The organism is Paenibacillus pseudetheri (genome assembly GCF_924513355.1).
Lineage (GTDB): Bacteria > Bacillota > Bacilli > Paenibacillales > Paenibacillaceae > Paenibacillus_AQ > Paenibacillus_AQ pseudetheri.
Map to the genome: position 1 here is coordinate 119,969 of NZ_CAKMAB010000003.1, position 22,366 is coordinate 142,334.

Here is a 22,366-nt window from a genome sequence, read left to right on the forward strand (position 1 = left end):
AAGCTATATAGAGGTAATAATACTTTTTGTGTTAACATATGTTGGTCTATCCGAACTTGTACCAAAGGAGTTGAAAGCTTGGAAACAGCGCTTATTGGCAGCTTTGTATCAGCAATGGCTACGGTTCTTGGAGCGTTTCCGATCCTGTTTGTGAAGAGGCTATCTGAGAAATGGAAGGACGTTCTCGTTGCTTTTACTGCAGGTATAATGGTATCGGCTTCTACATTTGGACTCATGCCGCAGGCGATTAAAGAATCGGGGATTATCGCATTAACCTTGGGCCTGATTACAGGAGTTCTCCTGCTTGATTTAATTGAAAATAACATCCCGCATATCGACGTGGAGAATAAACCCGGATACACTAATATGGATTCCAAGGCGCTGCTCGTTTTGATTGCGTTGTTCATTCACAATATACCAGAAGGTCTTAGTACGGGATTCAGTTATGCCAGTGAACAAGCCAGTCTGGGTCCTACCGTGGCCATAGCGATTGGTGCACAAAATATGCCTGAAGGATTGATTCTCGCAGTCTTTCTGATGAACTCTAGAACAACTAAGTTAAAAGCCTTGGGAATCGTTACGCTTACCGGACTTATGGAGATGGTATCTGCGGTTATTGGGTATTTTACGGCGAGTTACCTACAGAATGTTGTGGGCTATGGTCTTGCTTTTGCCGCCGGGGCTATGCTATTCATCGTCTACAAGGAACTTATTCCAGAGAGTCATGGTCATGGTTACGAACGGCCTTCGACGTATTCGTTTATCTTTGGATTATTAATTATGGTGTATATCACGCAGATCTTTGGGTGAGTAGGATAGAAGGGATTCCAGTGAATCCTGTCGAACAAGAGTAGTTATGATGACAACACATAAACTTGAAAAGCTACCTTTTTACACCTTACTTATTTTTATCGTTGCTGGATCTATAGGAGCGGGGTATTTTTATACCCGTTCCTTTTTGGCGTTGTCTGCTGTGCTCTATGGTGTAACGGCTGCGCTGGAAGCGATCAATGTCTCTCTACTCTTGCCAGTATCCTTATTATTCTTATGTTGGTGATGGTGGTTTTGCGGTTCTATTCCCTTCTTATATGTAAAATATGTACATCAACATAATTTGCAGATTGCACTGGATGTCGGAGTGAACGGGTGTTGGTGTTCATCGCAATGATTGTTATGTTGAAGAAAGTGGATGAAAGTCGAAAATAACGTGGTGTATATTAAAAAATACATTGTTATTTGTTAGATTATGTCTTACTATAGGTAAGTATTTCCATTGAATACATATTTAATGAGGAGAAGATTGTCTGCGGTTTTCATTCTACTACAGGAACTCCTTTTTTGAAGAAGGTTGTGAGAGTATTCAGCGAACGGTATGAAAAAGTTATTTGGTTCAGAAGAATCGTACTGAGATAATCCATTAGTAACCCAACGGGTAACCTAATGTTCTACATACTAAGGGATACATCAATTACATCTAGGGGGAAATATGTCTATGCAAGTGAAGAAGTCCGTATTCATCAGTTCATTAGTAGTATGCAGCTTAGTGTTCGGGGTAGTTGGAGCGGGAGCAGCAAATGGTATCACAAAGATTCAAGCCGCTTTAAATTCAAATATCAAGTTTAAAGTTGATGGTGATTCATGGCAACCAAAAGATAGTAATGGAAAGAATCTCTCCGCGCTTGTCTACAACGGTACTACCTATCTACCACTACGTTCTACAGCAGAGGCTCTTGGTGTCAACTTGTCGTTGAACAGCGCAACACAAGTGATTTCACTGGATAGTGGTTCCGCAAACGGGATTCCTTATAATGATGCGACGACTCCAGTCACATCTCCAGTCACATCTCCAAGTACAAGCACATCATCGACTCCAGTCACATCTCCAAGTACAAGCACATCGTCGACTCCAGTCACATCTCCAAGTACAAGCACATCATCGACTTCTAGTGATATCAAGGTACTTTCTGGAACTACATCACAAATGACTAGCAAATTAAAGGAACAAGCTGTGATTCTTCTTAAAATGTACGGAGATTCCCTATTAAGTGGAGATACTTCCAACTACGCCGCTTATTTATCGAAAAATGTATCCACTTCTCGTGAGAATTCGGGAACTTCTTTGGGTGATGACTACTTTATAAATAATTATTCTGATTTGATAACAGGCACAAAAAAAGCGAATTCGGCATCAACTCTCAATTCCTTTGCAAAGGCTTTACAGAATGCTAAACTTTCTGATATTGAGGTTGGGCTTATCAGTGATAAAAATGAGTACTTCCAACGTTTCAGCTTCTCTTTTCAGCCGAAAGACTTTAATGCTCTCAGTACTGTTTACGTCTATTTTTCATATGATGTAGAGACCTATAACAGTAGCACTTATATACTGTCAGAAGCCTATGTAGACTAGGAACTCGAACATAAATATCTTTCAATCAAGCCTATTCTTCGGAGTAGGCTTTTTATTTTGACTTTAAAGTTGACTTCATTTATATACTGTAATGAGGTGAGAAAACGGACGTGCCAGATAATGTAGTACTTGAATTGAACTCTGTTATAAACGCTGTGCGCAGAAGTTTGCACCTGGCAATTTCTCGTCAGGAAATGGTTGTCATGCTAATGAGTGCAATTGATCTCCTAATCTAAAATGTTTAAAAAAACGGCCAATGAAGTGCCAGAGCAGCTTAAGCTGCCTGACCTCATTGGCCGTCTTTATGGTTTAATCTATAATTATCCTCGCAAAATCGTCTCGATTTGCTCCAGCTCTTCTGCGCTTAGCTCCGGTGCATTCAAGGAAGCGACAGCATCTTCAATCTGGCTCACTTTACTTGCGCCGATCAGAGCAGAAGTGACTTTACCTTCGCGGAGTACCCAAGACAACGCTAGCTGAGACATTTTTTGTCCACGTGCAGCAGCAATCTCGTTCAGTTTACGAACTTTGCCGATCGCCTCTTCAGTAATAGCATTCTCGGACAGGAATACACTAGGTCCAGCAGCACGAGAATCAGGAGCGATTCCGTTTAGATAGCGGTCGGTCAGAATGCCTCCTTGTAGTGGGGAGAACACAATCGAACCGATACCTTCCTCAGCTAATACATCCTGCAAGCCATCTTCAATCCAGCGGGACATCATGGAGTAGTTAGGTTGATGAATCAGGCATGGCGTTCCTAGTCGACGAAGAATTTGTGCCGCTTCGCGTGTCTGTTCAGGGCTGTAATTCGAAATCCCAACATACAGCGCTTTACCTTGACGTACAATAAGATCCAGCGCAGCCATAGTCTCTTCCAGTGGTGTATTCGGATCTGGACGGTGGTGATAGAAAATATCTACATAATCAAGGCCCATACGTTTCAAGCTTTGGTCTAGACTGGAGACGAGATATTTCTTGGAGCCCCATTCGCCATAAGGACCGGCCCACATATAATATCCAGCCTTAGTAGAGATGACCATTTCATCACGATAAGGAGCAAGATCCTTCTTAAGGATTTGACCAAAGCTTTCTTCTGCGGAGCCAGCTGGGGGACCGTAGTTATTAGCGAGATCAAAATGAGTGATTCCAAGATCGAAAGCTCTTCTTGCCATGGCGCGACCATTCTCGAATAAGTCGTTTCCGCCAAAGTTATGCCAAAGTCCTAGCGAGATCGCCGGAAGGAGTAGACCGCTTTTTCCAGTGCGGTTATATTTCATATTGTCATATCTGGTAGCGCTTGCGTTATACATCATTATTTCCTCCTAAAAAGGTTTATTTCTGATTATGTTACGTCCTTATTGTAGCGAAAGATCCCGGACAAACGTATGTCAGCAAGGAAGAAGTTTATAGCACAATGTCATTTTCGAGATGACGGACACGGTATTCTTTTGGGGAACAACCTTTCACCTTCTTGAACATCCGCGAAAAGAGTAAGGGGTCCTGATAGCCGACGGAACGCGAGATCTCACCGATAGTACAGAGGGTTTCTGTCAGAAGCTCGCATGCTTTAGCGATTCGGTAATTCAATAAATACTGTTGTGGTGGCATACCAATGGTCCGTTTGAACAAGGAAGATAAATATTTGCGATCCAGCTTGAGAGAAGAAGACAGCATTTCCACCGAAATGTTCTCACAATAATGTGTATGCAAAAAGTGGAGACTTTGCTCGACGTAAATACTCTTTTGACGCGGTAAAGGAAGTACATCCGGAACAGCTGGCACCGCTTGTAGCAAGAGGGAGAAAAAATCATACATAATCGCTTTTAGCGGCAGGTCAAGACAATCCGAAGTGTCGGCTGCTTCTGTCAGGCGTTCGTAGAGATTAGGCATAAGCTTTTCATCCATCGGGAAGATTGGCTGCTCAGGGGACAAGGAGGTTTTGGATAAAATATATGATACCTGTTCTCCGGTAAAGGCTACCCAGGAATAGATCCAGGGATTGGTCAGGTCCGCTGCATAAGAAGTAACGATATGAGGGTAGGTAAGAAAAGCTTGTCCCGCTTGCAGGATATGGGTCTGTTCACCCACAGATACCTTTCCCATTCCCTCATGAATGAAATGTATTTTGTAAACGTCACGAACCCCGGGTCCGAAAAAATGCCCAGGTAGACACTGCTCCCGCCCCCAGTAATGGAGATGCAGATCGGGATTTCCTCTGAAGGGACGCTCAGAATTATAATTAAATATCGCCATGATCGCTTCCGTCTCTTTCTTTTATAGAGTTAACTAAGGGTGATTTTGCCCACTTTCTTTTATTATACAGCATATTTTAGTGGGAACATTACCTGGAATGGTTTGCGAATTTCTGTGATAGAAGTTTATCCCAGCTCAGTTTGGTTAAGTAAGCTATGAAGCTGAACGTATGAGCTAACTTCGATCACTAGGAGGTAATGGAGATGAATAAGAGAATAGTAGGTGTTTTTGCTGCCGAATACGAAGCTTCGAGGGCTATTGAAGAGTTGAAACGTCAAGGCTGCAGGACGGAGGACATTTCAATTATCGCGAGAAATAACGAGAGTGAGGATACGCTTAGAGATGAATCAGGGACCCAAGCGCCGGAAGGAATAGCTACTGGTGCAGCTACCGGTGGTCTATTGGGTGGATTAACAGGGCTACTGATGGGGATAGGCGCTTTGGCTATTCCGGGTATTGGACCGATTATCGCAGCGGGACCGCTTGCGGCAACGCTGGCTGGAGCGGCAATAGGTGCAGGCAGCGGTGGATTAGTTGGCGGTCTTATTGGACTTGGCATTCCTGAAGAGGAAGCCAAACGTTACGATAACTACGTAGATGAAGGCCATATTCTTGTAATGGTGGATGTGGAGGGTGAGCGGAAGGAGGAAGAAGTGAAGCGGATCTTCGTACAGCATAATAGTCTGAACTCAGACCGTTTTGAGGATATCGCGAATATAAATACAGCTGAGAATAGAAACTATGATGGCAGTGTAAAGGAAAGCGATGAGCTCCGGGCCGCTGATCAACAAGAGGCGAGAAATCTAGCTCAAGCTACAGGAACCTTGGATGCCATGGATACCTTAGCGAGTGAGCGTATTAGAAATAAATAAGTTAAGATTAGTTATATCGTAAAAAACAGACTATTTCACTAGCCATGGGTGAGCTGGTGAGATAGCCTGTTTTTTGTGGTTTTATAAAGAGGCAACATTCTGTCTAACGGTTAGTCCATCCGGTATTTCTTTGCCAGGCAGGAAATGAATACTACGGATGTAGCGGATCGTTCGACTCTGTGCCCGCATGATGACTGAATGTGTCTCGGCTCGTTCTTTGCCAATAAAACGGACACCGTTCAGGAATTCACCTGAGGTTACGCCAGTGGCGGCAAAGAGTACGTCACCTGTGCCAACCAAATCCTCCATGTATAACACTCGCGTAGGATTGGAAATTCCCATACGCACACAGCGCTGCTGCTCAAGAGGTCCATCGGGAAGCAAACGGCCCTGCATTTCTCCGCCAAGACATTTCAGTGCGGCAGCGGCAAGGACGCCTTCAGGTGCTCCGCCCGAGCCCATGTACAAATCGACATCGCTATCCGGCAGTGCAGCCGCAATAGCGCCAGCTACATCTCCGTGACCTAGCAGCTTAATCCGTACACCCGCTTCACGAAGGCTATGAATGAGCTGCTCATGCCGTTTGCGGTCAAGAACCATTACGGTTAGCTCGGAGAGGGACTTGCCACTGTAGTGGCATGCTTTCTGGAGAGTGACCTCTACAGGATCTTCGAGACTAAGCTTCCCAGCAAGCTCAGGACCGCAAGCAAGTTTCTCCATATAAATATCTGGAGCATGCAGCAGGCTGCCCTTATCTGCTATAGCAATCACGGATTGGGCATTGTGTAGACCACAGGCTACCACCTCAGTGCCTTCCAGAGGATCGACGGCTACATCGACAGAAGGACCCTTTTGATTCCCGACTTTCTCGCCAATATAGAGCATTGGAGCATCATCCATTTCTCCTTCACCAATGACGACCGTTCCGTCGATGGAGACAGAATCAAACATGGAGCGGATGGCAGTCGTGGCTGCATCATCTGCCGCATTTTTATCTCCCCGCCCGATCCAGCGAGCTGAGGATAATGCACCTAGTTCAGTTACCCGTACAATCTCAAGAGCCAGTTCGCGATCCATTCCAATTCCCCCCAGTAAATCTAATTTTTAGTTAATAATCCGAATGAATGTTAGATATAACCCATAATAATACCAGCAGTTTCTTCTATAGCTTTGTCGGTAATATCGATTACAGGACAGCCTAGCTTATTGAACAGGGAAGAGGCATATTCCATCTCCTCTGTAATCCGCTCCAGACTTGCATATTGGGAGCCAGTCGGTAACCCAAGCACCTTCAGCCGCTCGGAGCGAATTTTCAGCATATACTCCGGCTTCATAGTTAGTCCGATCAGTCGGTTCGTTGGCAAGCTTAACAGCTCCTGCGGAGGAGCAATTTCCGGAATAATCGGATAGTTAACGACCTTTTTTCCCCGATGGGCCAAAAAGATACTAAGTGGTGTCTTCGAAGTACGTGACATCCCTAGCAGAACGATATCGGCCTTCAGCATAGCGCCGAGATCACGGCCATCATCACAGGCAACTGTGAATTCGATAGCCTCCATGCGGCGGAAATAGTTCTCATCAAGCTGGTGCAACAGACCCGGTCGCTGCTGTGGAGCATCGTCAAACGTATCGATGAAAGCTTGCATCATGGGGCCCATGATATCGACGATCCGAAGGTCAAGCCGTACGGCCTCTTCTTTAATCATTTCTCTTAGCTCCGGCTGCACCAGCGTATAGACGACAAAACCTTGATGCTGGGCGGCTTCTTCCATAAGCTTCCGGAGCTCCTCTTCGTGTCTAATGTTCCCGTATCTTTTGATGGTGATCTGCTGATTCTGGAATTGGTGAATAACGGCCTGCACGACAGCTTCCGCCGTATCTCCTATAGAATCTGAGCAGATCGTTATTAGGTTGGAAGATTGCTCGATGCTCATGAATTCCTCCTGTTATCCTTTGGCTTCAAGTTCGAGGAGAAGTTTTACGATAGCAGTTTTCGTCAAACGTCCTATGACATCCAGTTTCGTACCACTGTCTTCTGTGGCGCTGGGGACTACTACCGGTAAACTATCTACCTCGTGAAAAATCATTTTATGTGCGGCATCAAGCACCGTCTCATCTGGTGAAGTTGTGACTACTTTGGGCTGGCGTGTCATGACCATGCTTACGGGCATGGAGACAGCACCCGGATTGCCAAGGGTTACCTTTAGAAAATCCTTACGTGAAGCAACACCGGTGAGTTTGCCCTCTTCGTCACAAATAATAAGGGTACCAACATCCTGTAGAAATAGCGTAACTACGGCATCTTGAACCGTAGTAGTCTCACGGATAATAATAGGTACACTTTGAATCTCTTTTACCTTTGTCTCCTGTAACAAATAATTGCTTCCCAGACGATTAGATGATTTGAGTCCTGGGAAGTAACCGACTTTAGGTTTAGCATCGATATATTTGAGCATAACCAGAACAGAGAGATCGGAGCGAATCGTTGGCCGTGTTAAGTTCAGACATTCGGCAATCTGTTCGCCGGTAATCGGAGCTCTTTTGTTCACAATATCAATGATTTCTAGTTGACGTGATGTCAGTTCGATCGCAATTCCCTCCACTTCAGATAAAAAGGCATTCCTCTTTAGAAAAGAAGCGCCGTTAAGCGAATCCTCCTTTCATATATGAGTCATATATAGATGTTTTTAATTTAATTTGGTTATATAATACGCAATAGTGGTCATAAATGCAATATATAGTACGTCATATATTCATTTTTTTTGACGCAGATGTGCTGACCCTACGCTTTAGCATTAATTGCTTCAAGGCGTCAGCATTGACCAGGATGGTCCCAGCAATGATAGTGAATACACCGAGGATCGTAACCCAATTCACGGCTTCATTATAAAAGAAAAAGCCAACCCCTACGGCAATTGGTGGAGAGATATAGAGCCAGGTAGAAGGAAACACAGGATTTGTTTTAGCGACGAGCCAGTAGAACAACGAATGGCCGACCATAGAGCCGATTACGATTAGATAAAGCAGTGAGCCTGCAGTCTCGTAAGAAAGCAGAAACTCAGGATGTACATTTTCGGTGGCTAAGGAAAGAATGAATAACAACACTCCACCATACATCATTTGGGCTGCATTTAGTGCGATTGGAGAGACCTCAGGCATACTGTTGATTACTTTTTTAGAATAAATCGCACCTATTGCGTAACAGCATTCCCCAATGAGGACAGCTGCGCAGCCGATGAGCCATAACGGTGAAATATCAACGACAAGATTAGGAAGAACGAGCAGCAGTACGCCAGTCAATCCGATGATACAACCATATAGGGAGATGGCAGGTGCTTTTTGACGAAGAATAGAAGTTTGGAGCAACAGAATCATGATCGGACCCGTGGCAGAGAGTACAGCTGCTAACCCGGAAGATACATATTGTTCAGCCCAGTAGAGACCTGCAAAGGTGCCAAAGGTTAACGCAGATCCGGTGAAGAGCATTTCTTTACGCAGGAGCAGGGAGAAGCTAGCCTTTCGTTTCCAGACCATCCATAGAAATAGAACAGCGCCTGCAACAAAAAATCGCAAGCCTGCTGAAAAGAAGGGCGGCGCACCGGCATCCACACCGATTTTGATAGCTAGAAAGGTCGTGCCGAAGATCAGACATACAAGTGCATAAGCGAATAAGATCATTTTGAAAGTCCCCTTTAGTGTGTGTATATAGCGATCCTTGAACCAGTCCGTTAATCATATAGGGGAGAACACAGAACAGATGATGTTGAATAGAACAGATGACTTCGAAAATCGTGTACAATACTGTAAATAGGAGTTGTTCGGAGAGGAGTTGCAGTGAGGTGAAAAAGTCAGCGAGCGTGGAGCATAATCATCCCTTGTTTCGGCAGGTATATGAATTTCTAATGAATCGCATGGAGCGAGGGGAGTGGGGGGCACATGATAAGCTTCCTTCTATACGGCTGCTGGCGGAGGAATTAAAGGTACATCGACTGACGGTATTCAAAGCGTATAGAATGCTGACAGAGGATGGTAAAGTTTATGTAAAAGATAAATCGGGTTATTACGTATCGCCAGTAAGTGGGCTTCCTTCAATTGAAGAGGGTGCCGCAGTATCTGCTTATGCGCTCACTAATCCGCTATCAGATATACAAAGAGTGCCGACCAAGTATCAGTTCTCTCAAGCGCTGATTGATCCGGGATTACTGCCGAACCTTTTTCTATCCGACTATGTTAAAAAGGTGTTCGATTTATATCCCAAGGTAATGGGAACATACTCTTCGGTTCAGGGAGATGAAGAGCTACGTGAGACGTTAAGTCGTCATTTTCGGAAGAAACATCGGTTACAGTTATCCTCGGAAGAGTTGCTTATTACTTCAGGCGCGCAGCAGGCGATCAATCTGATTGCCCGAATTGTGCTCGGGCCTATGGACACGGTGCTTGTGGAGCGACCAACCTACAGTGTGGCCATGGATGTTTTTCGCCGGGAGGGGGCACGGTTGATTCCAGTGGAGATTACTCCGACGGGCTATGACTTGGAGAAAGTTGAAGCTTTGATGAAAAAGCATAAACCACGCATGTTCTATATCAATCCGACCCATCATAATCCAACTGGATATACGGTGCCAGCGCAGCAACGTAAACTGTTGGTCGAGCTTGCCGAGCGTTATCGCTGTCTGTTAGTCGAAGATGATCCGTTCCGCGATATGTATTTTGAAGAGGAGCCCCCGCCACCCTTTTTTGCTTACGATACCGAAGGTTGGGTGATCTATATTAGCAGCTTCAGTAAATATGTAGCCCCAGGCTTACGGATCTGCGCGGTGGCTTGTCGCTATCCGTTTATGGAGCGCCTGATCACGGCCAAATCACTCGCGGACAATGGTACTCCGCTGCTTAACCAGAAAATATTCCTACATTACTACACGTCATCACGTTTGCAACAGCATCTCGGTAAGCTACGCATTGCGCTTCAGGTGCATAAGGAGATTGTAGAGGAGGAGCTGGCTGGGACTGGGTGGGAGTGGACACCTCCGCAAGGGGGCTTGAATTTATGGGTGAAGCTGCCGGACCATCTTTCGGCGGATCGACTGTTTGCCTCAAGTATGGCGGAGTCGATTGCTTTTGTGCCAGGAGAGTTATTTGATCCCCTTGGTGAGATGAAGTCGAGGATTAGAGTAAGTTACTCCTTTGCAAGCGAAGGAGTGCTACGTGAGGGGATTCAGCGGTTGATTGCTATAGCGCGGGGGTTATGAGTAGGTATATTAGACATGAGGAACTAATGAAGACTAATTAGGAGGGAAAAGATTAGACAAGTACAACTTGTTTGGAAATTGTTGTAACACTTTCTTCTACTGTTCCGTCTGTAGAGTAAAGAAGGAGGTTATTATGATGTTTAAGGCCAAGTTTCGTAGTCCACTTATGATGTTCCTAAGTATAACGTTAATATTTATGGCCTTGCTGACGGTGCATCCTTCCGTTACTTATGCGTGTTCCTGTGTTGTACCTGCGGAGCCACTTGAGGCGATGGAGTCAAGTTCAGCCGTCTTTACAGGGAAAGTAGTGGACAAAAAGGAGCCAAAGGGGACTCTAATCTCATCTGCGGATCCAGTAAAAGTAACCTTTGAAGTCGATTCCAGCTGGAAAGGGGTCGAGGGGAATCAAGTTACTTTGACTACTGCTTTATCGTCTGCCAGCTGTGGGTTTGAATTCGTGGAAGGGGAAAGTTATATCGTCTATGCTAGTGCGAATGGAGAAGGAGAATCAGATAAACTAGTGGCCAGTTTATGCAGTCGAACAAAGCTGCTTGCCTCGGCATCAGAGGATCTGAAGGAGCTTGGACCAAGTATATCGGCAGGGACTCCTACAGCTTCTCCGGAGGTAACATCAAATCATTCACCGAAATCAGGAGCTGGGAATAATGATCCGGCTGATGTTACGGGAAAACCAGCTGCGGGCAGTGATTCCTTGCCACTTGTGAATGTAGGGATCAGTGGAGTCATTATCGTTTTGATAGCGATAGCTGGCGCTGTGCTCTACCGTCGTAGAGATGGTGGAACGCGAAAGAAATAAAATGTTGGTGTGATGAAGCGGTCGCCCGGGAGTTATTCGGGCTACCGCTTATTTGTTTGAGTTGATACTCCATATCATCAATATTCAGGGAAATCCCCCCTGTAATTCAGCAGGAATTGCCCGTTTTGGCAATAATCCGCTCATTTATAGGGAGTAATTCCGCAAAAAGTTCAATTTTCACTTATGAAGTCCGAATTAGAGGGAGGATTTTCCTAAACATATTTCAAGGAGGCTAGAAATATGTGAAGCCAGCTGAAGTTAGGTAATGAAAGTGATATAAGGTGCTGCCGGTAATCAAGGTGAAGAGGGGGAATTTCATGCCGCAGGCTTACGTCACACCCACCCGAACAACCGAGCGAGTTGTGCGACAGCAAAAGTTACTCCGAAGGCGATGCCGAGCGGGATGACAGCTGAGAGCACAGCCCACTTCATGCTTTTCGTTTCCTTATAAATGTTCACGAGTGTGGTGCCGCAAGGATAGTGGAGCAGGGAGAATAGCATCATATTTAGTGCGGTCAGCCAAGTCCAGCCATGTGATAAAAAGACATCTTTGATGCTGCCCAAGCTGTCGATATCGACCATAGCTCCAGAGGACATATAGCCCATAAGCAGAATGGGCAGTACGATTTCATTCGCAGGAAGTCCAAGAATAAAGGCCATGATGATAAAGCCATCCATGCCGAGCATATGTGCAAAAGGATCGAAGAAAGCGGCCATATGATTCAGGACAGAATCACCGCCAATAAATAGATTGCCTAAGATCCAAGTGATAATACCGGCAGGGGCAGCAACGACGATAGCACGAGTAAGTACGTTAAGGGACTTATCTTTAGAGGAAATAAGTATGGTCTTCCAAATTTGTGGACGACGATAGGGTGGGAGCTCCAGCGTGTAATGTGTCGGCACACCACGTAGCGCAGTTTTGGACATGACCCAGGAAACCGTTAGGGTAACGATGATGCCGATTAGCACCATCCCCATAAGTACGGAGGCAGTGGTGAGTGTACGGAGTGCGCCTGTCGTAGCCGCTCCTGCCATGAATAAGGAAGACAAAAGAATCAAGGTCGGCCAGCGGCCGTTACATGGAACGAAATTGTTGGTCAAAATAGCGAGCATCCGTTCACGTGGCGATTCGATGATTCGTGTGGAGAGGATCGCGGCGGCATTACAGCCGAAACCCATAGACATGGTCAAAGCTTGCTTGCCGTGACCGCCTGATTTTTTGAACAACCGATCCATGTTAAAAGCAACCCTCGGCAGATACCCGAAATTCTCAAGCAGCGCAAACACTGGGAAAAATATCATCATTGGTGGCAACATGACGCTGATGACCCAAGAGGTTCCTCGATATAATCCAAGAACAAGTACACCGTTTAGCCAAGCGGGGGCATGGATCGCCTCAAATCCGGCAGTGAGATAACCTTCGATGAAGCCGAAGAAGGAAGCAAGCCAGCTTGAAGGATAGTTGGCGCCGGCAATCGTAAACCAGAACACGATACCGAGGATGGCGAGCATAATGGGGAATCCCCATATTTTTGAAGTTACGATATTATCTAGCTTATAAGTACTGTTCAGCTTTTTCTTATCCCTATAGGTGACTGCATCCCCGCAGATGCCTGCGGATACGCCATAGATACCACTGACAATTTCATCCCGTATCGCTCCGCCGTCAGCGAGCTTTTTCGCTGTGAACAGCAAGGAATCTAGAGGATCTAATCCCTTAGTGATATGCGGTGACTCCATGACCGATGACCTCCTTTGTTTCAGGTAATTCTTTATTCCTCATATTCTCTTTAAGTGAGGTAAGAAGGCTGTCATCACCATCTAACAGGCGCAATGCAATCCAGCGGGCCGGGTATTTGCTGCCAATGGTTTGTTCTACCAGCGGTGTAAGCTCTACAATTCCTCGTTCAATCTCCTCGTTGTACGTAATACGCAGTGGCTGTGCAGTGAGTGCGCCTGTAGCCACTCGCTCCACCTGATCCAATAACGCCTCAATACCGATTTTATTGCGAGCCGATATCGCTACAACAGGCACGCCGAGACGTTTGGAAATACGTTTCAGATTGATGTCGATACCGAGTTTACGGGCTTCATCGATGAGGTTGATGCAGACTACAGCCCGCCCGGTAATCTCCAGCACTTGCAAGGCAAGGTTGAGATTTCGTTCTAGTGAAGTAGCGTCAAGAACAACTAGTGTCACATCTGGCTGTTCAAAAATAATATAATCTCTAGCCGCTTCTTCATCAGCAGAATTCGAGTACAGCGAATACGTACCAGGTAGATCTACTGCGAGGTACGTACGGTCCTTATGCTTAAACTCGCCTTCTGCAGTAATGACGGTTTTACCTGCCCAGTTTCCTGTATGCTGGCGCATGCCGGTCAGCAGATTGAAAAGCGTGCTTTTGCCAGTGTTAGGATTGCCTGCAAAAGCGACTGTGAAATGACTCATGCTTCTACACCTCCGATGACTTCTCCAAATATTAAAGAGCTTTCTTCTCTACGTAATGCAATGGTCGTGTTGCTTACCCGAAAAGCTATAGGATCTCCTAAGGGACTACGCCGTAACACCTCAACGGCATTACCGACTACAAACCCGAGATCCAGTAATCTTCTTCTAAGCACACCCTGAACTTCAATGCCGCTGATACACAGTGTGCTTCCTTTAGCCGCTTCTGATAAAGGAATACTAGCTCCAGACATTAGATCCCCTTCTTTCATTTATTATTATTTGTATTTTTATGGTTAATATTTTGTGCATTGGAATTTTTCTTGTGGTCTGACACAATATTAGTATATGTGAACAACTTTGTCCCTGCAACAATAATGTTTCCCTAAGGCAAAATTAATTTAGGCGCAAAAAAGCCCCTAACGGAAAGAAGGCTTGCGCTCTCCAGCCGAGGGGCTAAGGTTGAGTCTACTTATAGGCTTGTCTTTAATTGGAATAGTCTAATCCAAGTTTTTATTAGCCGTGAAGTTACGTCCAACTGCCAAAATCAAGCGTACGCCCAGTCTCTACTAAGGTTTTGGTATTGCTTAGAATTTGCCACCAAGCGCCGGTGCTGCCAGCATACGAAGGATCTTCAGGATGCCATTCGTCGTGGATAAGCGTGAGCTTAGTGGTTCCACCCACTGGTTCAAGCAGCCAAGAAATACGCGATTCATATCTTTCATGTCCTTTATGATAGGAGGGGCCGACCTTATGCGTGAAACGCAGTGCTTTTTGTGGGGTGAATTCCAGCAGAGTCCCATAGACATGAAGCGTTTCATCTCCATCTGCACCGGGTCCGATGTATTCCAGTAATTCTCCTTCTTTGAAGGTCGAACGAATAACGCTGCCGTAATAAATCTGCTTCGTACCTTCCGGAGAGATTAAGGTTTCCCATACCTGCTCAGGTGTTCCGTCAATATAAAATTCATAGTGTAGTTCCTTCATTCGTTATTCCTCCTTGATTTATAGTGCATTTATTCCCTCAGACTCATTTACACTATACAAAAGGATCACTGACAACTACGGTCAGTGATCCTAAAGAATAATTTATGTCTTATAATGAGCAGCTAAATTGGAGGCTATGGAGGCTAGTCTTTCTCTTAGTGAAGAAGGCTCCATGATTCGTAATGTGGTTCCATAAGGCAACAAGAAGTAGGGTGCATAAGTCAGTAAAGAAGTTTCGTCCACTTGAAAGCAGGCTTGTCCTTCCATGCGCTGTACCAGCGTATGTCCGAACAACCAATGACTGCATAGATCATTCAAGACTCCCTCGTCGGATGCGATGACTGCTGTAACTAGTTTCTCTTCAGTATTCCGTGCAGGCAGTAAGCTCTTTAACAAAAAATCACGTGCAGAGAAGTCAGCAGGACGAGCGAACACAGCTTCTGTACGGTGCAGTTCAATGATTCTATCGACCCTGAAACTACGAATTTCTTGTCGCTCGTGGCAGTAAGCTACGGTGTACCATTGCCCCTTCCAGAGTACAAGTCCGTAAGGATCAATGGCACGGGATGATTTGGTTTCTCCATTACCTTTACGATATTCCATTTGCAGGGTGTATCCGTTCGCTGCCCCCAATTCCAATTCTTCAATCAGATGGCTAAGCGACGGGGAAGGAGAATGGATCGTCTCAATGCCATTCTCATGGCGCTCCATTTGTTCTAATTGCTGGGCATTGCTATATCTTTTCAGCTTGGATAGGGCTCGGTCCAGAGCTTCAACATAAGGATATCCGGTCCCCCTGGCAAAAGAAGAAGCTTGTAGAAGGGCGCGCTGCTCTTCGGAGTCAAAGAATAATGGAGCCTCAATAAAATGTTCGGGTAAGCTGTAACCGCCGCCAGGTCCGCTATCCGCGATAACGGGTACACCACTGATGCATAGCGCATCGATGTATCTGTATACAGAGCGGACACTGATCTCTAGCGCTTCGGCTAGTTCTCCGGCGGTTCTTCCCCGTTGTTTGAGCATCCAGAGAATGGATAACATATGGTCGGCCTTGGACATGAATCTGGAGCCTCCTTGCTGCAGAAAGTAGTAGTTCAACTATAGCAAAATGCTCATAGATCAGCCAGAATCCTTTCGATACGATCTTATTGCTGTTTAACCATACGTTTCCTACCATAAGTTCCGAGTCGCCATAAATATTCTGCGGGTCCCATCCGGAACCGTTTGAGTATAAGGGTACTAAATATGATCTGTAGAAGCAGTATGGCCGCTGCCGCAATCATCTGTGTCGATACATGCACTGTACCAGGCCAATCTAGCAGATTGGATAGTGTTAGTATAATAACGGTTTGCATTAAATAATTGGTTAAAGCCATTCTGCCTAGAGAAGCCAGGGGCGCAAGTAGTTTCTGTACAACTCCATGGCGCATGAGTAGGGTTAGCGTTGTCACATAAAGAATACTGACTGGAAGCCCGCCTACCGCGAGGGCAACATCCAGAGCGCCCGTACTATTCATGATATTCTGCTGTGCAAAATACATAGGAATAATTAGCAGCAGAGAAACTGCTTGTGTGATCCGTAATCCTCGCTTATACCGTGATGGACTCTGAAATAATCCAATCAGACCACTCCAATGCCCTAGCAGAAACATGCCAAACGTTACCACTATCGGACCTAAGTAGAGACCTGCAAGGGTGACCACAATGCCCGCAGCCAATACAAAACTTGACTTTACCTTATGAAAAGGAAGGAGAATCAGTCCAATGACTGCGTAGATGAGCAAGGTTTCACCGGGTTGGAAATAATGGTGTACCAGACCGATTAGAAATAAAATGAACAACCTACGCAGAAATAATAAACGGGGCTTAGACTCCCCTTTAGCTTCAGCCCCGGATAAGAATAGCTGAAAGCCAACACCGAATAAAAATGAGAAGATCACAAAAAAACGGTGATCCACTGCTACATCAAGAAAACGAATAATCTGCAAATCGAGCGAGTTAAATTCCATCGTACCGAATACCATCTGACGAATGTTTATGAAGATGATACCCATCAGAGCAAAGCCACGGAGTACATCGAGTGTTACGATTCTTTTCATCCTATTCTTCATACCATTATCCTCTTGAGACTATGAATGTAGCGTGATCTCGCAATAATGAAATATATCGTCTGAACGGCGAGGAATGCTCCGGATGTAATTAGCACGGGCACCGTTACATTCGTGATACTAATTTGCTTCAATACCGGCCTTATTACGACAAGCGTCTGGATGGTGGAGACAATGATCGGAATATAGAATAGCACAGCGATTTGTCTGGTGGCAGAAGCAGACATTTCTTTGACGCTTAGACCGATTTTAGACAAGGCATTATACATTTGCTTATCTGCATTTAGCTCAGTATGAAGCTTGAAAAAGAGAAAACTGGCCGAAGAAAGCGAGAAGATAAGCGCGACAAAGATCCCTATAAAGCTAATCATAGCCGTACCTTGTTTGGTAGTTAGATAACTATCTGCTCGAGCATTTAATATGGAGATATATTGATTGTTGGTATTGTTGGAATCCCTGCTCCACTGGATCAGTTCATTAGTGATAATGGTTTCAGCTGAGGTATCCACAGGCAATGGACCGTCCCAAGCAGGGATTTTATATAGATATTTCACATATGGTCTCGTGTACTGTGCTGCTGAAGAAGATATATTGTAGTAGAAGCTGTCATCTACAATTAAGAGTGAGCTTGAATATTGCCCCATGGGATGGCTCTTCGGAACTCGTACCTCTTTCAGCATAAGCTCCGCATCGTTTTGAACCTTCAGCAGAATCTTTTGATTAGTAGTGTAGTTCTGTGAATTCACCTGAGGGTTTAGCAGTAAGACAGCTTCTTTGTCAGATAAGGGAGCAACATCGGACATATCCATTTTTGAAGATAACTGATTGAACTGGGACCAGGATATTAAATCAATGCTTTGGGTATCTTCTTTACCCAGACTCTGAATGGAGGCAGAGATTAGCTCGATTTTATTCTCTGTATACTCCACTTTGGCGTTTTGTAATTTATTATGAATGGGTTCTAAGTCAGGGGGAGTTTTCCCCGGTTTATAAATCGAATACTCTATAGCGAATGGACTGCTTTTATAGAGTTCTACGTTTGCTTGATTAATCGATAAAATAAATCCAGACGCCATGCAAGCAAGTGAGGTTACAACCGTTACAAGAAACAGCATTCTTGCATTATCTTTGATCTTGTAACTCATCTCGGAAATCCATAACAGGTTGGTTCCACGCCAAAGTCGCTTGCGACTTAGTTTAAGCAGACGTATTCCGAGTACGGACAGTTGGGAGTAAAAGAAATAGGTACCTGTGATCCCCGTGACTGCAGCAACTAATAACGTAATTGGAGACAATTGCTTTCGAATGGCGAGTGCCCCAGCCGTCAACAACAGAAGCCCAAGGAGGGAGAGCAGCCATGATACACGGGGCTCCTTTTTAGGTTTAACACTCCCTTTTAACAGATCAAGGACTTGATGTTTGCGGATAAATAACAGTGTGAAGATAGAGATGACCAGAAACAGTGAGATAAAAGAAATAGATGTGATCAACAGTGGTTTAACTGGCCAATAGAAGGGTAAAGGATCCATTCCCATAATGGTCGTGCTGAGCAGCAAAAACAACTTGGATAAAAGCATGCCGAAAGACATACCTGTTACTATGGACAGCAATCCGATCAGCATATTTTCTATAAGAATCAGCTTGTTGATCTGACCTGAACGTGCACCTAACATCATTAGTATGCCGAACTCCAGATTACGAAGTTTCAGAAATGCACTAATCGAGTAAAGAACGAAAAAGAAAGCAAAGACAAACACAATGTAAGAAGCGATTTTCATACCAGCGGCTGAATTTGTACCTAGCTCGATACTGGCAACACCAGGATGATAAATAAAGACAGAATACGAAAAGAAGATCATGACCATAAAAGCACTACTTAAGAAAAAGGCAAAATACGCCCGAGAATTACGCTTCACATTGTTAAACGCGAATTGAGGAAAGTTCATGACTATTCCCTCCCCAGAATGAAAGTGTGTCGATAATCTTTTGGAAGAAGGCTTGGCGGTTATCTCCCCGGTGAATTTCGGCGGCTAGTTTCCCGTCTTTGATAAAAATAATTCGGTTGCAGTAGCTCGCTGCCAGCGGATCATGTGTCACGAGCATTAACGTAGTGCCTTCTTTGCAGTTAATATCCTCTAGCGACTCCATCACAATTCGTGAGGAATTGGAATCGAGTGCCCCTGTAGGTTCATCAGCTAGAATGATCGAAGGTGAACTAATAATCGCTCGGGCAATCGCTGTACGCTGCCGTTGTCCGCCGGATATTTCATAGGTGCGTTTATTTAAAATTTCCGTAATGTTCAAGCGTGTAGCGACCTTTTGCAGCAAGGTTTCCATCTCGAAGAGCTTGCGATTATCCAGCGTTAGGGGAAGCACGATATTTTCGGCTACCGTTAAAGTCTCCAGGAGGTTAAAGTCTTGAAATACAAAACCGAGTTCTCTGCGACGAAAGTGAGCAAGGTCTTTTTTGTTCAAAAGATAAGGATTGCTACCGTTGATATTCACCTCACCTGAGGAGGGCTGATCGATGGTAGAAACCATGTTAAGTAGAGTAGTTTTGCCGCTCCCTGAGGGTCCCATGATTCCAACGAATTCACCACTTTCAATGCTAAGATGAATATCGGTGAGGGCCTGTGTCGTTACTTTGCCCGGATATACTTTGTTAAGTCCTTTGACTTCTAAAACATTCATTCCTTTCATTCCTTCCATTACAATCTAATTTCAGCCGTCCTTCAGCGGGGACGTGTTATGTATATAATTTACAAGATCGGGCTATGTACTGCTATGGATTTACCTTAATGTTATCTTACAACGCGTTTAAGGTTATGTTCGTACCCGAAGTGAGTAGGCCATACATAAAGAAGAGGGACTCCGTAGCCATAAGTATGACTAGAAGTACCCTCCGACCTTATCTCTGTAAATGGTCACTGTTGTGAAAAGTAATTTGGACTGTAGTGCCTTCTCCAAGCTTAGATTGAAGCTCCACAGTATGTCCTAGCCGATTGCAAATCTCTTGCACAAGATACAGTCCCATTCCTGTTGACTCATGGTATTGGCGTCCTCGTTCACCGGTGAAGTATGGATTAAACACTCGTTTGAGGTCTTCAGGAGAAATGCCGATACCTTGATCAGTAATATTAAGTACGAAATCTGTTCCAATATGCTGCGATGAGAGAGTTACGGTTTTATCAGTGCCGGAGGTGTAATTCACTGCATTGGTCAAGATTTGGGTTAGCATAAACATTAACCATTTGGCATCACTATATACGGTGAAGTTGGGATTAATTTGTATATTTACCTTTATGCCTCTTCGGATGAAAAGCCTGCGGTTCTCGGCAACAGATGCACTAACTACTTTATTAAGAACTAGCGACTCCACATGGAAATCATCCTCAAATCGATCCAGCCTTGAAGTATAAATCACCATTTCCAGCCCTCTGCGCAGACGTTCCAATTCCTCCTGAATACTTATTGCAGCCTCATCCTCAAGATCCTCTAGCGAAAGTTGAATGACTGACAGAGGGGTCTTCATCTGATGAACCCAGCGGTTCATGAATACGATATGTTGATCCATCCGGCGAACATGCAGGTTGATCTGGTCCTGATACTGGCGATCGATAAGCTGTAATAGCTCATAAATAGCTTCTGGTAGCGGGGTGTCTCCTAAGGAAACAAGATGTTCTTCTAGCATACTCTTGGGATTATTTAAGGCTTCGTATAATCTCCGGTGCTGAGCGTATCGGTACCCGAGATACAACAGAAGAACTACAGTGCTCAAGGCTATGCCGTAGAGCATGATAGAGATCGGTCTTTTCTCACCAGACAGCCAATATAGCAAGGGAATAAGTAGCATTTGAAGCAGATAGAAAAGGATTAGTGAAATTTGGTCTTTCCAAAATAGCTTCATGGCGCATCCTTAGTAGCATTAAGCCTATAGCCAGCACCTCTTACGGTTTCCACAATATCGTCAAGACCGAGGTCTTTAAGCTTTTTGCGAACACGGGTAATATAGACATTTAATGTATTGTCATCAATAAAATGCTGATCTTCCCACATAAGATCAAGCAGGCGCTCGCGGTTTACGACACGTCCTTCCTTTAGTATTAAAGCTTCTAGCAGGATCGCCTCTTTCTGTGTCAGTTCGCTGGATTGCCCGCCATGTTGAATCACATACCGTTCAGGATAAAGAATTAGTTCTCCGGCTTGGAACGTCCGTTCCTCTTGAATTTGTGAGTAAGAGCCGTAAGCTCTGCGTAAATGGCTGCGGATTTTGGCAAGTACGACTTCATAATGAAAAGGCTTGGTGATGTAATCATCCCCGCCATTTTCTAGCGCCATCACCTGATCCATTCCACTATCCCGAGCGGATATGAAAAGAATAGGGCAGAGTGAGGTAGTGCGAATCTGGCGACACCAATAAAACCCATCATATTTAGGCAGGTTAACGTCAAGTAAGACCAGGTCAGGACTAGTGTCATTAAAAATCTCCAGTACCCTGTTGAAATCCTCTACGATCACCGTACGAAATTCATATTTAGATAGATACGTGCTTAGAAGGCTCGCGAGCTTAACATCGTCCTCTATGATTAGAATAGTCTCCATAGTTGTGCTCCTTTGATCAAATAAGAATGAGATGGTTCACACGGTTATACAGTAACACGGACTAGGAAAATTATGCAAAAGGGACGTCTAGCTGCCGAAAAATAATATGAGGAGAAGATTAGCAGGCTGAGGGGTGAAACTGCAGAATGAAGGGGTGCCTTTCAGCTAAAGTCGCAGATTTAAGTGTAGTTTATACAATTATTTTTGACGAAATAGCTCATCCCGATCCTTTAGTTGCACTTAGTGCAGCTATAAAGTGGAGATTTGGCGCTAAGAGAGGAAAACTAGAAATTTAATTGCACAAAATACAACTAAAAAAATCTGGAGAGAGTTTTAGTAGAAATAGTTGCACTTTTTGCAGTTAACAGGTGCTTCCTATGATTGCACTATGTACAATAGTTTTTATCAAAAAGACATTGGAATTCGATTCTACTGCACATTCTGCAACCAATTGGTTACCAAAACGTTTTATTATTACAAATGGGTCGAATTCTAATGTACAAAGTACAACAGAATCCTATTTTCCTATAAAAAAGAATGCATCTATTGCACAAACTGCAATAGATGCATCAAAAAAAGTATTCTTAGAAGTAGAAGCTGAAACCGAAACCTAGCACCACGC

At 44.6% G+C, this 22,366-nt stretch carries 23 protein-coding genes; 7 read left to right on the forward strand and 16 right to left on the reverse strand.

Going from position 1 to position 22,366, the window contains the following annotated elements:
• Nucleotides 1-78 precede the first annotated feature (78 nt).
• The 3 genes from L1028_RS03370 (at nt 79) to L1028_RS03380 (ending at nt 2,407) form a co-directional block, all read left to right on the forward strand.
• Complete coding sequence (locus L1028_RS03370; protein WP_234531264.1) at nt 79-810, forward strand: ZIP family metal transporter; 732 nt, start codon at nt 79-81, stop codon at nt 808-810.
• Nucleotides 811-856: 46 nt separating this feature from the next.
• Nucleotides 857-1,057, forward strand: coding sequence for a hypothetical protein (locus L1028_RS03375; RefSeq protein WP_234531266.1), 201 nt, complete (start codon nt 857-859; stop codon nt 1,055-1,057).
• A 435-nt stretch (nt 1,058-1,492) separates the two neighbouring features.
• Nucleotides 1,493-2,407, forward strand: a complete 915-nt coding sequence (locus tag L1028_RS03380) for a copper amine oxidase N-terminal domain-containing protein (RefSeq protein WP_234531267.1) — start codon at nt 1,493-1,495, stop codon at nt 2,405-2,407.
• Between the two features lie 320 nt (nt 2,408-2,727).
• On the opposite strand, the gene L1028_RS03385 is transcribed toward L1028_RS03380, so the two are convergent.
• Nucleotides 2,728-3,717 carry an aldo/keto reductase gene (locus L1028_RS03385; protein ID WP_423803010.1) on the reverse strand — a complete coding sequence of 330 codons (990 nt, stop codon included), beginning with the start codon at nt 3,715-3,717 and terminating at the stop codon, nt 2,728-2,730.
• 94 nt (nt 3,718-3,811) lie between these two features.
• The gene (locus L1028_RS03390; protein WP_234531281.1) at nt 3,812-4,660 is read right to left on the reverse strand and encodes an AraC family transcriptional regulator; all 849 of its coding nucleotides are present in this window, start codon (nt 4,658-4,660) and stop codon (nt 3,812-3,814) included.
• Between the two features lie 203 nt (nt 4,661-4,863).
• On the opposite strand from L1028_RS03390, the gene L1028_RS03395 reads away from it, so the two are divergent.
• Nucleotides 4,864-5,532: a general stress protein gene (locus L1028_RS03395; protein WP_234531283.1), complete on the forward strand. Its 669-nt coding sequence runs from the start codon at nt 4,864-4,866 to the stop codon at nt 5,530-5,532.
• Between the two features lie 81 nt (nt 5,533-5,613).
• Here the strand turns inward: L1028_RS03395 and glpX are convergent, their stop codons facing one another.
• From glpX to L1028_RS03415, 4 genes are all read right to left on the reverse strand, one after another.
• Nucleotides 5,614-6,609 carry a class II fructose-bisphosphatase gene (gene glpX / locus L1028_RS03400; protein ID WP_234531290.1) on the reverse strand — a complete coding sequence of 332 codons (996 nt, stop codon included), beginning with the start codon at nt 6,607-6,609 and terminating at the stop codon, nt 5,614-5,616.
• Nucleotides 6,610-6,659: 50 nt separating this feature from the next.
• Nucleotides 6,660-7,466 (reverse strand): pyruvate, water dikinase regulatory protein, encoded by an 807-nt coding sequence (locus L1028_RS03405; RefSeq protein ID WP_234531291.1) that lies wholly within the window; start codon nt 7,464-7,466, stop codon nt 6,660-6,662.
• Between the two features lie 12 nt (nt 7,467-7,478).
• Nucleotides 7,479-8,135 (reverse strand): CBS domain-containing protein, encoded by a 657-nt coding sequence (locus L1028_RS03410; RefSeq protein WP_060621677.1) that lies wholly within the window; start codon nt 8,133-8,135, stop codon nt 7,479-7,481.
• Nucleotides 8,136-8,277: 142 nt separating this feature from the next.
• A complete protein-coding gene (locus tag L1028_RS03415; RefSeq protein ID WP_234531292.1) occupies nt 8,278-9,210 on the reverse strand; it encodes a DMT family transporter in 933 nt (310 codons plus the stop codon).
• A 161-nt stretch (nt 9,211-9,371) separates the two neighbouring features.
• Between L1028_RS03415 and L1028_RS03420 the strand changes: the two genes are divergently transcribed.
• Entirely contained in the window at nt 9,372-10,781 is a 1,410-nt protein-coding gene (locus L1028_RS03420) for an aminotransferase-like domain-containing protein (protein ID WP_234531293.1), read from the forward strand.
• A 133-nt stretch (nt 10,782-10,914) separates the two neighbouring features.
• Nucleotides 10,915-11,598 (forward strand): hypothetical protein, encoded by a 684-nt coding sequence (locus tag L1028_RS03425; protein WP_234531294.1) that lies wholly within the window; start codon nt 10,915-10,917, stop codon nt 11,596-11,598.
• 333 nt (nt 11,599-11,931) lie between these two features.
• Here the strand turns inward: L1028_RS03425 and L1028_RS03430 are convergent, their stop codons facing one another.
• The 10 genes from L1028_RS03430 to L1028_RS03475 all read right to left on the reverse strand — a co-directional run bounded on the left by L1028_RS03430 (nt 11,932) and on the right by L1028_RS03475 (nt 21,744).
• A complete protein-coding gene (locus L1028_RS03430; RefSeq protein WP_234531296.1) occupies nt 11,932-13,341 on the reverse strand; it encodes a nucleoside recognition domain-containing protein in 1,410 nt (469 codons plus the stop codon).
• Nucleotides 13,319-14,050: a FeoB small GTPase domain-containing protein gene (locus tag L1028_RS03435; RefSeq protein WP_234531300.1), complete on the reverse strand. Its 732-nt coding sequence runs from the start codon at nt 14,048-14,050 to the stop codon at nt 13,319-13,321. Before L1028_RS03435 ends, L1028_RS03430 begins: the two co-directional genes overlap by 23 nt.
• Nucleotides 14,047-14,301, reverse strand: coding sequence for a FeoA family protein (locus tag L1028_RS03440; RefSeq protein WP_234531302.1), 255 nt, complete (start codon nt 14,299-14,301; stop codon nt 14,047-14,049). Before L1028_RS03440 ends, L1028_RS03435 begins: the two co-directional genes overlap by 4 nt.
• Before the next feature lie 274 nt (nt 14,302-14,575).
• A complete protein-coding gene (locus L1028_RS03445) occupies nt 14,576-15,034 on the reverse strand; it encodes an SRPBCC domain-containing protein (RefSeq protein ID WP_234531306.1) in 459 nt (152 codons plus the stop codon).
• 102 nt (nt 15,035-15,136) lie between these two features.
• The gene (locus tag L1028_RS03450; protein WP_234531307.1) at nt 15,137-16,093 is read right to left on the reverse strand and encodes a helix-turn-helix transcriptional regulator; all 957 of its coding nucleotides are present in this window, start codon (nt 16,091-16,093) and stop codon (nt 15,137-15,139) included.
• 86 nt (nt 16,094-16,179) lie between these two features.
• Entirely contained in the window at nt 16,180-17,145 is a 966-nt protein-coding gene (locus L1028_RS03455) for a DUF418 domain-containing protein (protein WP_234531308.1), read from the reverse strand.
• A complete protein-coding gene (locus L1028_RS03460; protein ID WP_234531309.1) occupies nt 17,142-19,088 on the reverse strand; it encodes an FtsX-like permease family protein in 1,947 nt (648 codons plus the stop codon). Before L1028_RS03460 ends, L1028_RS03455 begins: the two co-directional genes overlap by 4 nt.
• The gene (locus L1028_RS03465) at nt 19,063-19,833 is read right to left on the reverse strand and encodes an ABC transporter ATP-binding protein (protein WP_234531311.1); all 771 of its coding nucleotides are present in this window, start codon (nt 19,831-19,833) and stop codon (nt 19,063-19,065) included. Before L1028_RS03465 ends, L1028_RS03460 begins: the two co-directional genes overlap by 26 nt.
• Nucleotides 19,834-20,050: 217 nt before the next feature.
• Nucleotides 20,051-21,049, reverse strand: coding sequence for a sensor histidine kinase (locus tag L1028_RS03470; RefSeq protein WP_234531312.1), 999 nt, complete (start codon nt 21,047-21,049; stop codon nt 20,051-20,053).
• On the reverse strand, nt 21,046-21,744 hold the full coding sequence (locus tag L1028_RS03475; protein WP_234531314.1) for a response regulator transcription factor: 699 nt from the start codon (nt 21,742-21,744) through the stop codon (nt 21,046-21,048). The genes L1028_RS03470 and L1028_RS03475 overlap by 4 nt, the downstream gene beginning before the upstream one ends.
• Nucleotides 21,745-22,121: 377 nt before the next feature.
• Here L1028_RS03475 and L1028_RS03480 point away from each other — a divergent pair, with 377 nt between their 5' ends.
• A complete protein-coding gene (locus L1028_RS03480) occupies nt 22,122-22,358 on the forward strand; it encodes a hypothetical protein (protein ID WP_234531316.1) in 237 nt (78 codons plus the stop codon).
• The last annotated feature ends 8 nt before the right edge of the window (nt 22,359-22,366 follow it).